We start from the raw sequence: 13,467 nt of genomic DNA on the forward strand, positions 1-13,467 counted from the left end.
AGGCGCGGCATTATAGACGCAATGACTGGCTAATTAATGGCCTTGTGCTTCATTTTTTCTTGGATGTGCCAGTAGTCACATTTCCCGTGTGGTGTAGGAATAAGTCGATTCCCGGGGTAGGAGATAAACTTGTTTCAAAATTTTTCATGAAACTTCCGGGTGGTGCTTGAGCCGGCGCAAGTGGAAGTGAACAATGCAATCCTCCTCATTCCTGTTCGAGATTGGCTCCCATGATGCCCCGCCCCCGTGTGTTCGCCTGGCTGCTAGGGCCGCTGCTGGCCCTGGGCAGTGCCTTGAGCAGTGCCGCGCCGCAAGCGCCGCTGATTACCCCGGACCCGGCCCGCGGTGCACCGCTGTACGCCCAGCACTGTTCGGTGTGCCACGGTGACGGCGGCGCCGGCGATGGGCCGGCGGGGTTGGGGCTGGAACCACCGCCGGGCGATCTGCGCCAGGCGGCGCGGCTCGACACCCTGAGCCTGGCCGAGCTGTACCGGGTGATGGAGCAGGGCATCGAGGGCAGCGACATGCCGGCGTTCGCCGACCAGCTCGACGAGCGCCAGCGCTGGGATGTGGCCAGCTACATTGCCGGCTTCAGCGCCGAGCCTGGTGCTGGGCAGGCCGACCGGCGCTTCAGCCTGGCCGAGCTGGCGCAGCTCACCCCGGCGCAGGTGCGTGACACCCAGGGTGGCGAGGCGGCGGCCGCCTTTCGCGCCCAGCGCGCCAAGCCGCCAGCGGCGCAACGCGGCCCTGGCCAACTGATCGACTACACCGCCACCACCCTCGAACAGAGCCTGGCCGCCTATCGTGCCGGCGACCACGAGCAGGCCTACGACTTGTCGGTGGCGGCGTACCTGGAGGGCTTCGAGCTGGTGGAAAGCGCCCTGGACAACGTCGATGCCAACCTGCGCAAGAACACCGAAAAGGCCCTGATGGCCTACCGCCAGGGGTTGCAGGACGGCTTGCCGGTGGAGCAGGTGACGCAACGCCTGGCGGCGGCCAAGGCCAAGCTCGAAGCATCGGCCAAGCTGCTGGGTGGCGATGGCCTGAGTTGGTCGCTGAGCTTCATCTCCGGCCTGCTGATTCTGCTGCGCGAGGGGCTGGAGGCAATCCTGGTGCTGGCGGCGATTCTGGCCTTCCTGCGCAATACCGGGCAGCAGTCGGCAGTGCGCAGCGTCAACGTGGGGTGGGCGCTGGCGTTGGTGGCGGGCTTTGCCACCTGGGCGCTGGCTGCCTACGTGATCGACGTGGGGGGCGCACAGCGTGAACTGCTGGAGGGCTGCACCGCCCTGTTCGCCTGCGTGATGGTTCTGTGGCTGGGGGTGTGGATGCACGACCGGCGCCATGCGGCGGCCTGGCAGGACTACATCAAAAGCAGCCTGGTGGGGGGCGGCGGTCGCTTCGGCTTTGCCGTGCTGGCGTTCTTTTCGGTTTACCGCGAACTGTTCGAGGTGATCCTTTTCTACGAAACCCTGTGGCTGCAGGCCGGGCCTGCGGCGCACGATGCGGTGCTGGCCGGCGGGGCGACGGCGCTGGTGCTGCTGGTGGGGCTGGCGTGGGTGATTCTGCGCGGGTCGGCGAAGTTGCCGCTGTCGCTGTTCTTCAGCATCAACGCGGCGCTGCTGTGCGCGTTGTCGGTGGTGTTCGCCGGGCATGGGGTGAAGGCGTTGCAGGAGGCGGGGGTGTTCGGTACGCGGCCAGTGCCGTTCTTCGACTTCGACTGGCTGGGGATTCATGCCGATGCGTATTCGCTGGCTGCGCAGGCGTTGGCGCTGGTGGCCATTGCAGTGTTGTACGGGCGCAGCTGGCTGGCAGGGCGGCGGGTTTCGGTGCACTGATCGAGGGCCCCTGCGCTGGCTTGTCGGCGAATGCTGCAACGCCGCGCCAATGCAGGGATACTGTGCCCCTTGTTCTCTTTGCGGTGGATAACCCAACCATGCGTGTCTGGATCGACGCCGATGCCTGCCCCAAGGCGGCCAAGGACCAACTGGTCAAATTTGCCCTCAAGCGCCAGTTCGAGGTGGTGCTGGTCGCCGGTCAGGGCCAGATCAAGCCGGCCTTTGCCTGCGTCAGGCTCATCGTGGTGCCCAGTGGGCCGGATGCTGCCGACGACTACCTGGTGGAACACGCCGTGCCCGGCGAGTTGGTGATCTGCAGCGATGTGCCGCTGGCCGATCGGCTGGTCAAGAAGGGGGTGGCCGCGCTCGATCCGCGTGGCCGCGAATTCGACGAGCGCAACATGGGCGAGCGGCTGGCGGTGCGCAACCTGTTCACCGACCTGCGCGAGCAGGGCCAGGTCGGTGGTGGGCAGGCGCCCTACGGCGAGCGTGAGAAACAGGCCTTCGCCAATGCGCTGGACCGCATTCTCACGCGGTTGGCACGCGCCTACCCGCAGTGATGCCTCAGTCGGCCTCGTGGGTCAGTTCCAGCACCCGGTCGACCAGCTTGTAGATCCCGCCCGCCGCCTCGCCGATGCTCTGCGCCAGCATGTAGGCGGGGGTGCTGACCAGCTTGCGCTGAGTGTCTTCGACGATGTCGTGCACATCGCATTCTTCATGGGTGCCGCCCATCTTGACCACAGCCGCGCTGGTGTCGGCATCGTTGCCGATGGTGCAGACCACGCCTGGCCCGTAGATCTTGGCCGCCAGGGCCGGCGAAATGCAGATCAGGCCCACCGGCTTGCCCGCTTCGGCGAAGGCTTCGGCCAGTGCGAGCACATCGGGGTTGACCGAGCATTTGTCGCCTTCCACGGCGAAGTTGGAGAGGTTTTTCGCAGCGCCGAAGCCACCGGGCACGATCAGTGCGTCGAAGTCGTCCGCATTCGCTTCACGCAGGTCCTTGACCTCGCCGCGCGCAATGCGCGCCGACTCCACCAGCACGTTGCGCGTTTCGGGCATCTCTTCGCCGGTAAGGTGGTTGATCACATGCATCTGCGCGATGTTCGGTGCAAAGCACTGCACCTGGGCGCCACGCTGGTCAAGGCGCAGCAGGGTGATGACGCTCTCGTGAATTTCGGCACCGTCGTACACACCGCAACCGGAAAGGATCACCGCAACTTTTTTCTTGGTCATGCTCACTACTCCCGTTCAAGGCGCTAAATGTCCCCTGATTTGGCCATTCTCGCCAGGCTCTCTACATAGATCGCAATGCAGGGGGAGTGTTCAGTCGTGAGAGCGAGCAGCCAGGCCTATGGCCGGTCGCCACCTTCTCCAGTGTGCTGCTCCCGGGCCTGGGCCCGCGCCTGTTCGGCCTGGGCCTCGGCGGCTTCCTGGCGGGCAATGCGCGCGGCCTTGAAGCGCCGGCGCAGCCACAGCAGGGCGCCCAGTACCACCAGGGCACCGAGTACCCACAGCTCGTACTTCTTCACGTTGCCCAGCAGCCCTTCGAGGATGGCGCCGAAGTGGTAGGCGGCCGCGCCCAGGGCCAGTGCCCATACTGCGGCACCGATGCCGTTGAGCAGCAGGTAGCGGCGCGGCGGGTAGCCGGACAGGCCGATGGCCACGGGCATCACCGTGCGCAGGCCGTAGACGAAACGGAAACTCAGCACCCAGATGTCGGGGTGGCGGCGGATGTGCTCCAGCGCACGGTCCCCCATCATCTGCCAGCGCGGCTTGCGCGCCAGCAGCTTGCGCCCGTGACGACGCCCCATGAAGTACCACAGCTGGTCGCCGGCATAGCTGCCGAAGAAGGCAACCAGCACCACCATGTTGATATCCATGTAGCCACGGAACGCAAGAAATCCGGCGAGAACCAGTATGGTCTCACCTTCAAAAAAGGTGCCTAGAAAAAGGGCAAAATAGCCGAAATCCTGCAGGAATTGTTCAAGCATTTTCTGGGTGCTGGCGAAATGAACGCGCAGCCTACCCCCTGGGAGGCTTTAGGGAAAGTGTCCAAATGTGTCTCGACGTGAACATTTCCTACAAGGAGAATGAATGCGTCCATAAGTCGCAGGGTTGCCTCAGGTCGTCATACGGGCGTCATAATGGCTGCTTATAACTGTCGCGCTCGCCCGCCTGCGCGGGCTCAGGAGTCTGCCGTGAGCTTTACCCCCGCTAACCGTTTGTTTCCTGCCACTCGCCTGCGTCGCAACCGCCGTGACGACTTTTCCCGTCGCCTGGTGCGCGAAACCACACTGACTGTTGACGACCTGATCCTGCCGGTGTTCGTGCTGGACGGCGAAAACCGTCGCGAGGAAGTCGCCTCGATGCCCGGCGTGGAGCGCCTGAGCATCGACCTGCTGCTGCAGGCCGCCGAGGAGTGGGTGAAGCTGGGTATTCCGGCCCTGGCCCTGTTCCCGGTGACCCCGCTGGACAGGAAGTCGCTGGATGGCGCCGAAGCCTACAACCCGGACGGTATTGCCCAGCGCGCCACCCGCGCCCTGCGCGACCGCTTCCCGGAGCTGGGGGTGATCACCGACGTGGCACTGGACCCGTTCACCACCCACGGCCAGGACGGTATCCTCGACGAGGAAGGCTACGTCCAGAACGACATCACCGTCGACGCCCTGGTGCGCCAGGCGCTGTCGCATGCCGAGGCCGGCGCCCAGGTGGTGGCCCCGTCGGACATGATGGACGGGCGGATCCAGGCGATCCGTGAAGCCCTGGAGCTGGCCGGTCATGTCAACGTGCGCATCATGGCCTACTCGGCCAAGTATGCCAGCGCCTACTACGGCCCGTTCCGCGACGCGGTCGGCTCGGCGCTGAACCTGGGCAAGGCCAACAAGGCCTCGTACCAGATGGACCCGGCCAACACCAACGAGGCCCTGCATGAAGTGGCCGCCGACCTGTCCGAAGGCGCCGACATGGTAATGGTCAAGCCAGGCATGCCGTATCTGGATATCCTTGCGCGGGTCAAGGACGAGTTCAAGGTGCCGACCTTCGTCTACCAGGTCAGTGGCGAGTACGCGATGCACATGGCCGCGATCCAGAACGGCTGGCTCTCGGAAGGGGTTATCCTCGAATCCCTCACCGCTTTCAAACGGGCGGGCGCCGACGGCATCCTGACCTATTTCGCTGTTCGCGCCGCACAATTGATGAGAGGGCAGTAACGCCCTTCAGGAACGCTAGATGAATAACGAAGCACTTACCGAAGTCGAAGTGAAGGATGCCCAGCCGGTGCCCGAGCAACTGGTCGAAACCCCGCCGGACCTCGAGCCCGCGCCGGTGGTCGAAGCCGAGGCGCCCGTGGTGGCTCCGGCCCCGGCGGTGCCGGCGATTGCCGTGCCGGGCCTGGACGACAGCAGCCTGTACATCCATCGCGAATTGTCCCAGCTGCAGTTCAACATCCGCGTGCTGGAGCAGGCGCTGGACGAGTCCTACCCGCTGCTGGAGCGACTGAAGTTCCTGCTGATCTTTTCCAGCAACCTGGATGAGTTCTTCGAAATTCGTGTGGCGGGCCTGAAGAAGCAGATCACCTTCGCTCGCGAGCAGGCCGGCGCCGACGGCCTGCAGCCGCACCAGGCGCTGGCGCGCATCAGCGAGCTGGTGCACAGCGAAGTGGACCGCCAGTACGCGATCCTCAACGACGTGCTGCTGCCGGAGCTGGAAAAGCACCAGATTCGCTTCATCCGCCGGCGTCACTGGACCACCAAGCTCAAGACCTGGGTGCGCCGCTACTTCCGCGACGAGATCGCACCGATCATTACCCCGATCGGCCTGGACCCGACCCACCCGTTCCCGCTGCTGGTGAACAAGAGCCTGAACTTCATCGTCGAGCTCGAAGGCATCGATGCGTTCGGCCGTGATTCGGGCCTGGCGATCATTCCGGCGCCGCGTCTGCTGCCGCGGGTGATCAAGGTGCCGGAAGACGTCGGTGGCCCCGGCGACAACTACGTGTTCCTGTCGTCGATGATCCATGCGCACGCCGACGACCTGTTCCAGGGCATGAAGGTCAAGGGCTGCTACCAGTTCCGTCTGACCCGCAACGCCGACCTGGCGCTGGACTCCGAGGACGTCGAAGACCTGGCCCGTGCCCTGCGTGGCGAGCTGTTCTCGCGTCGCTATGGCGATGCGGTGCGCCTGGAAGTGGCCGATACCTGTCCCAAGCACCTGTCCGATTACCTGCTCAAGCAGTTCAGCCTGAGCGAGCACGAGGTGTATCAGGTCAATGGCCCGGTCAACCTCACGCGCCTGTTCAGCATCACCAGCCTGGACAGCCACCCGGAGCTGCAGTACACGCCGTTCACTCCGGCGATTCCCAAGCTGTTGCAGAACAGCGAGAACATTTTCAGTGTCATCAGCAAGCAGGACATCCTGCTGATGCACCCCTTCGAGTCGTTCACCCCGGTGGTCGACCTGCTGCGTCAGGCGGCGAAAGACCCGCACGTGCTGGCCGTGCGCCAGACCCTGTACCGCAGCGGCGCCAACTCCGAGATCGTCGACGCGCTGGTGGATGCGGCGCGTAACGGCAAGGAGGTCACCGCAGTGATCGAACTGCGCGCGCGTTTCGACGAAGAGTCCAACCTGCAGATGGCCAGCCGCCTGCAAGCGGCGGGTGCGGTGGTGATCTATGGCGTGGTCGGGTTCAAGACCCACGCCAAGATGATGCTGATTCTGCGGCGCGAGGCCGGCGAGATCGTGCGTTATGCGCACCTGGGTACCGGCAACTACCACGCCGGCAACGCCCGCCTGTACACCGACTACAGCCTGCTGACCTCCGACGACGCCTTGTGCGAGGACGTCGGCAAGCTGTTCAGCCAGCTGATCGGCATGGGCAAGACCCTGCGCATGAAGAAGCTGCTGCACGCGCCGTTCACCCTCAAGAAGGGCATGCTCGACATGATCGCGCGCGAGACCCAGTTCGCCCTGGAAGGCAAGCCGGCGCACATCATCGCCAAGTTCAACTCGCTGACCGACCCCAAGATCATCAAGGCGTTGTACAAGGCCAGCCAGTCGGGCGTGCGCATCGACCTGGTGGTGCGTGGCATGTGCTGCCTGCGTCCGGGCATTCCGGGCGTTTCGCACAATATCCACGTGCGCTCGATCATCGGGCGTTTCCTGGAACACACCCGGGCGTTCTACTTCCTCAATGGCGGGGAAGAGCAGATGTTCCTTTCCAGTGCCGACTGGATGGAGCGCAACCTCGACAAGCGTGTCGAGACCTGCTTCCCGGTGGAGGGCAAGAAGCTGATCCTGCGGGTGAAGAAGGAGCTGGAGGGGTACTTGACCGACAACACCCACGCGTGGCTGCTGCAGTCGGACGGCCGCTATGTGCGCAGCACGCCGACCGGCAACCAGAACCCGCGCAGTGCCCAGGCCACTCTGCTCGAGCGCCTGAGCAACCCGGTGCTTATCGTACGCTGAGGGTAAAGCCGACCCGGGCCAGCCATTCGGCTTCCAGGCCGAAATCGGCCTGGGTCAGCTGGTTCTGTTCCAGCCAGCCGGCCGGGAACTCCACATCCAGGCTCTGGCCGGCGGCATGCAGCTTGACCGTCGGCATCTGCTGGGTGCCGCGGATGTGGTGGAACAGGATCGCGAAGCGCAGCAGCACGCACAGACGAATCAGCTTCACGCCGTCGTCGCCGAATTCGGCGAACTTGTCCTTGGGGATGTTGCGCCGGTGCCCGCGCACCAGCAGTGCCAGCATCTGTTGGTCTTCACGGGAGAAGCCGGCCAGGTCGGAGTGCTCGATCAGGTAGGCGCCGTGCTTGTGGTAATGATAGTGGGCGATGTCCAGCCCCACTTCGTGCACCTTGGCCGCCCAGCCCAGCAGTTCGCGCCAGATCCCGTCTTCAAGATCCCACGCCTTGGCCACCTGGTCGAAGGCATGCAGCGCCTTGCGCTCGACCCGTGCCGCCTGCCCCTGGTCGACGTGGTAGCGCTCCATCAGCGAGGTCAGGGTGCGTTCGCGCACGTCTTCGTGGTGGTGGCGGCCCAGCAGGTCGTACAGTACGCCTTCGCGCAGGGCACCTTCGCAGTGGTCCATGCGTTGCAGTTCCAGCGCGTCGAAGATCGCCTCCAGGATCGCCAGGCCCGCCGGGAAGATGGTGCGCCGGTCGGGCTTGACCCCTTCGAAGTCGATCTTGTCGGTATCGCCCAGCTTGAACAGTTTGCGTTTGAGCCAGGCCAGACCTTCGGCGTTGACCTCGCCGTTGCCCATGCCGCCGGCCTTCAGGGCCAGGCCGATGGCGCGGATGGTGCCCGAGGAGCCGATGGCTTCATCCCAGGTCAGGCGGTGCAGGGCATTCTCGATGCTCATCAGCTCCAGGCGCGCGGCGGTGTAGGCCTGGGCATAGCGCGCCGGGGTGATCTTGCCGTCGCGAAAGTAACGCTGGGTGAAGCTCACGCAGCCCATCTGCAGGCTTTCGCGTAGCAGGGGCTCGAAGCGCTGGCCGATGATGAATTCGGTACTGCCGCCGCCGATGTCGGCCACCAGGCGCTTGCCAGGGGTGTCGGCCAGGGTATGGGAGACGCCCAGGTAGATCAGGCGTGCTTCTTCACGGCCGGAAATCACCTCCACCGGGTGTCCGAGAATGGCTTCGGCGCGGCGGATGAATTCGCCGCGGTTGCGCGCTTCGCGCAAGGCGTTGGTGCCGACGATGCGCACCGCGCCGTCAGGCATGCCGTTGATCAGCTGGGCGAAGCGCTTGAGGCAGTCGAGCCCGCGTTGCATGGACTCTTCGCTGAGCTGGCGCTCTTCGTCGATGCCGGCGGCCAGCTGAACCTTTTCCCCCAACCGCTCCAGGATGCGAATGTCGTTGTGGTGGGCCTTGGCCACGACCATGTGAAAACTGTTGGAGCCCAGGTCGATGGCGGCTATCAGGGACAGATTCTTGGCTGGGTTTTGCGGCATGGTGATGGGTTCTCGGTCGATAACCCGGCAATCGTGCCACGATCCGCCGCCGACGCCAACGCGCAGTGTGGCAAGGCTTGACCTGACGCAGTTGCGGGTCTTTTTTATGACTTTTGTGTGACAGTCGATATGCAACGTCTCGCACAACTATAGTTACAGTCAATCGCGCGTGGCTTCCTGTCTACGGCGATGGCGGCTATGATGGGCCACGTTTTTTTGCTTACGACCTTGGAGACTTCCATGAGCAGCGATCTTATCAAACACGTCACCGACGCCACCTTCGAAGCCGACGTGCTCAAGGCTGAAGGTCCGGTGCTGGTCGACTACTGGGCTGAATGGTGCGGCCCATGCAAAATGATCGCTCCGGTTCTGGACGACATCGCCGCTACCTACGAGGGCAAACTGACCGTCGCCAAGCTGAACATCGACGAAAACCAGGAAACCCCAGCCAAGCACGGCGTGCGTGGCATCCCGACGCTGATGCTGTTCAAGAACGGCAATGTCGAGGCGACCAAGGTCGGCGCATTGTCCAAGTCTCAGCTGCAGGCGTTCCTCGACGCCAATATCTGAGTCGAAAAAAGCCCCGCATTCGTCGGGGCTTTTCTCTGTCTGGTGACTAGACGCCAGAAAATGCAAGTGATACATTCGGCCTCGCACTGTTTCTTTCAGTGCCCCCTGCACGCCGTCGCCGACGCACCTCAATTCGAATTAGTACGCGATCCTGTCGCCTTCTCTGCGGCGCGGCTTCATTAAGCCAGAAGCTTAATTCCCCCTTCTTACATGATTACGTCATTCCCCTTATGAATCTGACTGAACTCAAGCAAAAGCCGATTACCGATCTGCTCGAATTGGCCGAACAGATGGGCATAGAAAATATGGCCCGTTCGCGCAAGCAGGACGTGATTTTCTCCCTGTTGAAAAAGCACGCGAAAAGCGGCGAGGAAATCTCCGGTGACGGCGTGCTGGAGATTCTCCAGGACGGTTTCGGCTTCCTGCGTTCGGCTGACGCTTCGTACCTGGCCGGCCCGGACGACATCTATGTCTCGCCCAGCCAGATTCGTCGCTTCAACCTGCGTACCGGTGACACCATCGTCGGCAAGATCCGCCCGCCCAAAGAAGGCGAGCGCTACTTCGCGCTGCTCAAGGTCGACACCATCAACTACGACCGTCCGGAAAACGCGAAGAACAAGATCCTCTTCGAAAACCTGACGCCGTTGTTCCCGAACAAGCGCCTGAAGATGGAAGCCGGCAACGGTTCCACCGAGGACCTCACCGGTCGCGTCATCGACCTGTGCGCGCCGATCGGCAAGGGCCAGCGCGGCCTGATCGTCGCCCCGCCGAAAGCGGGCAAGACCATCATGCTGCAGAACATCGCGGCCAACATCACCCGCAACAACCCCGAGTGCCACCTGATCGTGCTGCTGATCGACGAGCGCCCGGAAGAAGTGACCGAGATGCAGCGCACCGTGCGCGGCGAAGTGGTCGCCTCCACCTTCGACGAGCCGCCAACCCGTCACGTGCAAGTGGCCGAGATGGTCATCGAGAAGGCCAAGCGCCTGGTCGAGCACAAGAAGGACGTGGTCATCCTGCTCGACTCGATCACTCGTCTGGCCCGTGCCTACAACACCGTGATCCCGAGCTCCGGCAAGGTGCTGACCGGTGGTGTCGACGCCCACGCCCTGGAGAAGCCGAAGCGTTTCTTCGGTGCTGCACGTAACATCGAGGAAGGCGGTTCGCTGACCATCATCGCCACCGCGCTGGTCGAGACCGGCTCGAAGATGGACGAAGTGATCTACGAAGAGTTCAAGGGTACCGGCAACATGGAACTGCCCCTGGACCGTCGCATTGCCGAGAAGCGCGTGTTCCCGGCCATCAACATCAACCGTTCGGGTACCCGTCGCGAAGAGCTGCTGACCGCCGACGACGAGCTGCAGCGCATGTGGATCCTGCGCAAGCTGCTGCACCCGATGGACGAGATCGCCGCCATCGAGTTCCTGGTCGACAAGCTCAAGCAGACCAAGACCAACGACGAGTTCTTCCTGTCGATGAAGCGCAAGTAACACGGGCGGTACGCAAGAGCCGGGGAAACCCGGCTTTTTGCTATCTGTACATTGTCTATTCTGGCGGGCGGGGTTCGGCGCTACACTTTGCACCCCGACCGCTACGGCGAACACGAGGCTCCCGCATGCAGTATCGCGATTTGCGCGACTTTATCCGCGGCCTGGAACAGCGCGGCGAACTCAAGCGCATTCAGGTCCCCATCTCCCCGATCCTGGAAATGACCGAGGTCTGCGACCGCACCCTGCGTGCCAAGGGCCCGGCGTTGCTGTTCGAGAACCCTACCGGTTACGACATTCCGGTGCTGGGCAACCTGTTCGGCACCCCGGAGCGCGTGGCCATGGGCATGGGCGCCGAGTCGGTCAGCGAACTGCGCGAGATCGGCAAGCTGCTGGCCTTCCTCAAGGAGCCCGAGCCGCCCAAGGGGCTGAAGGACGCCTGGTCGAAGCTGCCGATCTTCAAGAAGGTCATCTCGATGGCGCCCAAGGTGGTCAAGGATGCGCCCTGCCACGACGTGGTGATCGAGGGGGACGACGTCGATCTTGGCGCGCTGCCGATCCAGCACTGCTGGCCGGGCGACGTGGCGCCGCTGATCACCTGGGGCCTGACCGTGACCCGAGGTCCGAACAAGGACCGCCAGAACCTGGGTATTTATCGCCAGCAGGTCATCGCCCGCAACAAGGTCATCATGCGCTGGTTGAGCCACCGTGGCGGCGCGCTGGACTACCGCGAGTGGTGCGAGAAGCACCCTGGCCAGCCGTTCCCGGTGGCCGTCGCACTGGGCGCCGACCCGGCGACCATCCTCGGCGCGGTGACCCCGGTGCCCGACAGCCTGTCCGAGTACGCCTTCGCCGGCCTGCTGCGCGGCAACCGTACCGAGCTGGTCAAGTGCCGCGGCAATGACCTGCAGGTGCCCGCCACCGCCGAGATCATCCTCGAAGGCGTGATCCACCCCGGCGAGATGGCGCCCGAAGGCCCGTATGGCGATCACACCGGCTACTACAACGAGGTCGACAGCTTCCCGGTGTTCACCGTGGAGCGCATCACCCACCGCACCAAGCCGATCTATCACAGCACCTACACCGGGCGTCCGCCTGACGAGCCGGCGATTCTGGGCGTGGCGCTGAACGAAGTGTTCGTGCCGATCCTGCAGAAGCAGTTCCCCGAGATCACCGACTTCTACCTGCCGCCTGAAGGCTGCTCGTACCGCATGGCGGTGGTCACCATGAAAAAACAGTACCCAGGGCACGCCAAGCGCGTGATGCTGGGGGTGTGGTCGTTCCTGCGCCAGTTCATGTACACCAAGTTCGTGATCGTCACCGACGACGACATCAACGCGCGGGACTGGAACGACGTGATCTGGGCCATCACCACGCGCATGGACCCCATGCGCGATACCGTGATGATCGACAACACACCGATCGACTACCTGGACTTCGCCTCGCCGGTTTCCGGCCTGGGCTCGAAGATGGGCCTGGATGCCACCCACAAGTGGCCGGGCGAAACCACCCGCGAGTGGGGGCGTGTCATCGTCAAGGACGAGGCCGTCACCCGACGCATCGATGAGCTGTGGACACAGTTGGGAATAGACTGATGCAGGTTACCTTGCAGCCCTCCGGGGCGGTGCTGGCACTGAACCCTGGTGAGCGCATACTGGATGGGGCCCGTCGTCTGGGCTATGACTGCCCGCAGAGCTGCCGCAATGGCAATTGCCATGTGTGCGCGGCACTGCTGGTGGAAGGCCGTGTGCGCCAGGATGGCGAGGTGAAGGACCATGGCGAGCTGTACACCTGCATCGCCGAGCCGCTGGAGGATTGCGTGTTGCTGTGGGATGGCGTGTTGGCCCTGGGCGAGCTGCCGGTGCGCAAGCTGGCCTGCCAGTTGAGCGAATGTGTCGAGGTGGGCGGCGACGTGTGGCGCGTGCGTCTGCGCGCGCCGGCCGGCAAGCCGCCGCGCTACCATGCCGGGCAGTACCTGATGATCGAGCGCGAAGCTGGCGACAAGGCCGCGTTCTCGCTGGCCTCGGCGCCACACAGCGGGCGTGACCTGGAACTGCACGTGCTGGCCCGCGAGAGCAGTGCACTGGAACTGATCGCACAGTTGCAGCGCAACCGCATGGCGCGCGTGGAGCTGCCGTTTGGCGACACGCACCTGGCCGAACTGCCGGACGGGCCGCTGGTACTGATTGCTGCCGGTACCGGCATGGCGCAGATGCACAGCCTGATCGAACATTGCCGGGCCAGCGGCTTCAAGCACCCGGTGCACCTGTACTGGGGAGTGCGCCGCCCGGAAGACTTCTATCAGATCGAGCACTGGGACGAGTGGTCAACGCTGCCCAACCTGTTCCTGCACAAGGTAGTGAGCGATCTGTGCGGCTGGCAGGGGCGCTGCGGGCTGCTGCACGAGGCCGTGTGCGAAGACATTGCCGACCTTGCGGGCGTGCACGTGTATGCCAGTGGCTCGCCCACCATGATCTACGCCACCCTCGATGCCCTGGTGGACGCTGGCATGGACGCACACCAGATGCGCGCCGATGTATTCGCTTATGCCCCGCGCGGCTAACTTAGGTAATAACGGCGCGTTGCAATAACGCGCCGATTCAAATAACCCGATTGTAACTCG

General features: G+C 63.8%; 10 protein-coding genes and 1 pseudogene. 8 read left to right on the forward strand and 3 right to left on the reverse strand.

Annotated elements, in window-relative coordinates; genetic code table 11:
• Positions 1–311: 311 nt before the first annotated feature.
• Positions 312–1,835, forward strand: a pseudogene (locus tag DN388_RS17445) (FTR1 family protein); the annotation flags it as partial.
• Between the two features lie 98 nt (positions 1,836–1,933).
• A complete protein-coding gene (locus tag DN388_RS17450) occupies positions 1,934–2,395 on the forward strand; it encodes a YaiI/YqxD family protein (protein ID WP_043863384.1) in 462 nt (153 codons plus the stop codon).
• A 4-nt stretch (positions 2,396–2,399) separates the two neighbouring features.
• Here DN388_RS17450 and elbB read toward each other — a convergent pair whose 3' ends face one another.
• Positions 2,400–3,068: an isoprenoid biosynthesis glyoxalase ElbB gene (gene elbB / locus DN388_RS17455; RefSeq protein WP_043863385.1), complete on the reverse strand. Its 669-nt coding sequence runs from the start codon at positions 3,066–3,068 to the stop codon at positions 2,400–2,402.
• 116 nt (positions 3,069–3,184) lie between these two features.
• Positions 3,185–3,826 (reverse strand): DedA family protein, encoded by a 642-nt coding sequence (locus DN388_RS17460; RefSeq protein WP_043863386.1) that lies wholly within the window; start codon positions 3,824–3,826, stop codon positions 3,185–3,187.
• 207 nt (positions 3,827–4,033) lie between these two features.
• Between DN388_RS17460 and hemB the strand changes: the two genes are divergently transcribed.
• Both hemB and ppk1 read left to right on the forward strand, forming a co-directional pair.
• Positions 4,034–5,044: a porphobilinogen synthase gene (gene hemB / locus DN388_RS17465; protein WP_043863387.1), complete on the forward strand. Its 1,011-nt coding sequence runs from the start codon at positions 4,034–4,036 to the stop codon at positions 5,042–5,044.
• 19 nt (positions 5,045–5,063) lie between these two features.
• Positions 5,064–7,298, forward strand: a complete 2,235-nt coding sequence (ppk1, locus tag DN388_RS17470; protein ID WP_043863388.1) for a polyphosphate kinase 1 — start codon at positions 5,064–5,066, stop codon at positions 7,296–7,298.
• Here the strand turns inward: ppk1 and ppx are convergent.
• Entirely contained in the window at positions 7,285–8,787 is a 1,503-nt protein-coding gene (ppx, locus tag DN388_RS17475) for an exopolyphosphatase (RefSeq protein WP_043863389.1), read from the reverse strand. The two genes, ppk1 and ppx, sit on opposite strands and share 14 nt — an antisense overlap.
• A gap of 240 nt (positions 8,788–9,027) precedes the next feature.
• Between ppx and trxA the strand changes: the two genes are divergently transcribed.
• From trxA to DN388_RS17495, 4 genes are all read left to right on the forward strand, one after another.
• The gene (gene trxA / locus DN388_RS17480; protein WP_043863390.1) at positions 9,028–9,357 is read left to right on the forward strand and encodes a thioredoxin TrxA; all 330 of its coding nucleotides are present in this window, start codon (positions 9,028–9,030) and stop codon (positions 9,355–9,357) included.
• 230 nt (positions 9,358–9,587) lie between these two features.
• Positions 9,588–10,847 carry a transcription termination factor Rho gene (gene rho, locus DN388_RS17485; RefSeq protein WP_043863391.1) on the forward strand — a complete coding sequence of 420 codons (1,260 nt, stop codon included), beginning with the start codon at positions 9,588–9,590 and terminating at the stop codon, positions 10,845–10,847.
• Between the two features lie 125 nt (positions 10,848–10,972).
• Complete coding sequence (gene ubiD / locus DN388_RS17490) at positions 10,973–12,439, forward strand: 4-hydroxy-3-polyprenylbenzoate decarboxylase (protein WP_255001383.1); 1,467 nt, start codon at positions 10,973–10,975, stop codon at positions 12,437–12,439.
• The gene (locus DN388_RS17495; RefSeq protein ID WP_255001384.1) at positions 12,439–13,407 is read left to right on the forward strand and encodes a CDP-6-deoxy-delta-3,4-glucoseen reductase; all 969 of its coding nucleotides are present in this window, start codon (positions 12,439–12,441) and stop codon (positions 13,405–13,407) included. Before ubiD ends, DN388_RS17495 begins: the two co-directional genes overlap by 1 nt.
• Positions 13,408–13,467: the final 60 nt, after the last annotated feature.

This window comes from Pseudomonas sp. S12(2018) (assembly GCF_024355235.1).
GTDB lineage: Bacteria > Pseudomonadota > Gammaproteobacteria > Pseudomonadales > Pseudomonadaceae > Aquipseudomonas > Aquipseudomonas palmensis.

Excerpts from the sequence above, each read along its gene's own strand:
- DN388_RS17460 (WP_043863386.1), bottom strand. The coding sequence starts at position 3,826 with ATGCTTGAACAATTCCTGCAGGATTTCGGCTATTTTGCCCTTTTTCTA.
- ppx (WP_043863389.1), bottom strand. The coding sequence starts at position 8,787 with ATGCCGCAAAACCCAGCCAAGAATCTGTCCCTGATAGCCGCCATCGAC.
- DN388_RS17495 (WP_255001384.1), top strand. The coding sequence starts at position 12,439 with ATGCAGGTTACCTTGCAGCCCTCCGGGGCGGTGCTGGCACTGAACCCT.
- rho (WP_043863391.1), top strand. The coding sequence starts at position 9,588 with ATGAATCTGACTGAACTCAAGCAAAAGCCGATTACCGATCTGCTCGAA.
- ubiD (WP_255001383.1), top strand. The coding sequence starts at position 10,973 with ATGCAGTATCGCGATTTGCGCGACTTTATCCGCGGCCTGGAACAGCGC.
- ppk1 (WP_043863388.1), top strand. The coding sequence starts at position 5,064 with ATGAATAACGAAGCACTTACCGAAGTCGAAGTGAAGGATGCCCAGCCG.
- trxA (WP_043863390.1), top strand. The coding sequence starts at position 9,028 with ATGAGCAGCGATCTTATCAAACACGTCACCGACGCCACCTTCGAAGCC.
- elbB (WP_043863385.1), bottom strand. The coding sequence starts at position 3,068 with ATGACCAAGAAAAAAGTTGCGGTGATCCTTTCCGGTTGCGGTGTGTAC.
- DN388_RS17450 (WP_043863384.1), top strand. The coding sequence starts at position 1,934 with ATGCGTGTCTGGATCGACGCCGATGCCTGCCCCAAGGCGGCCAAGGAC.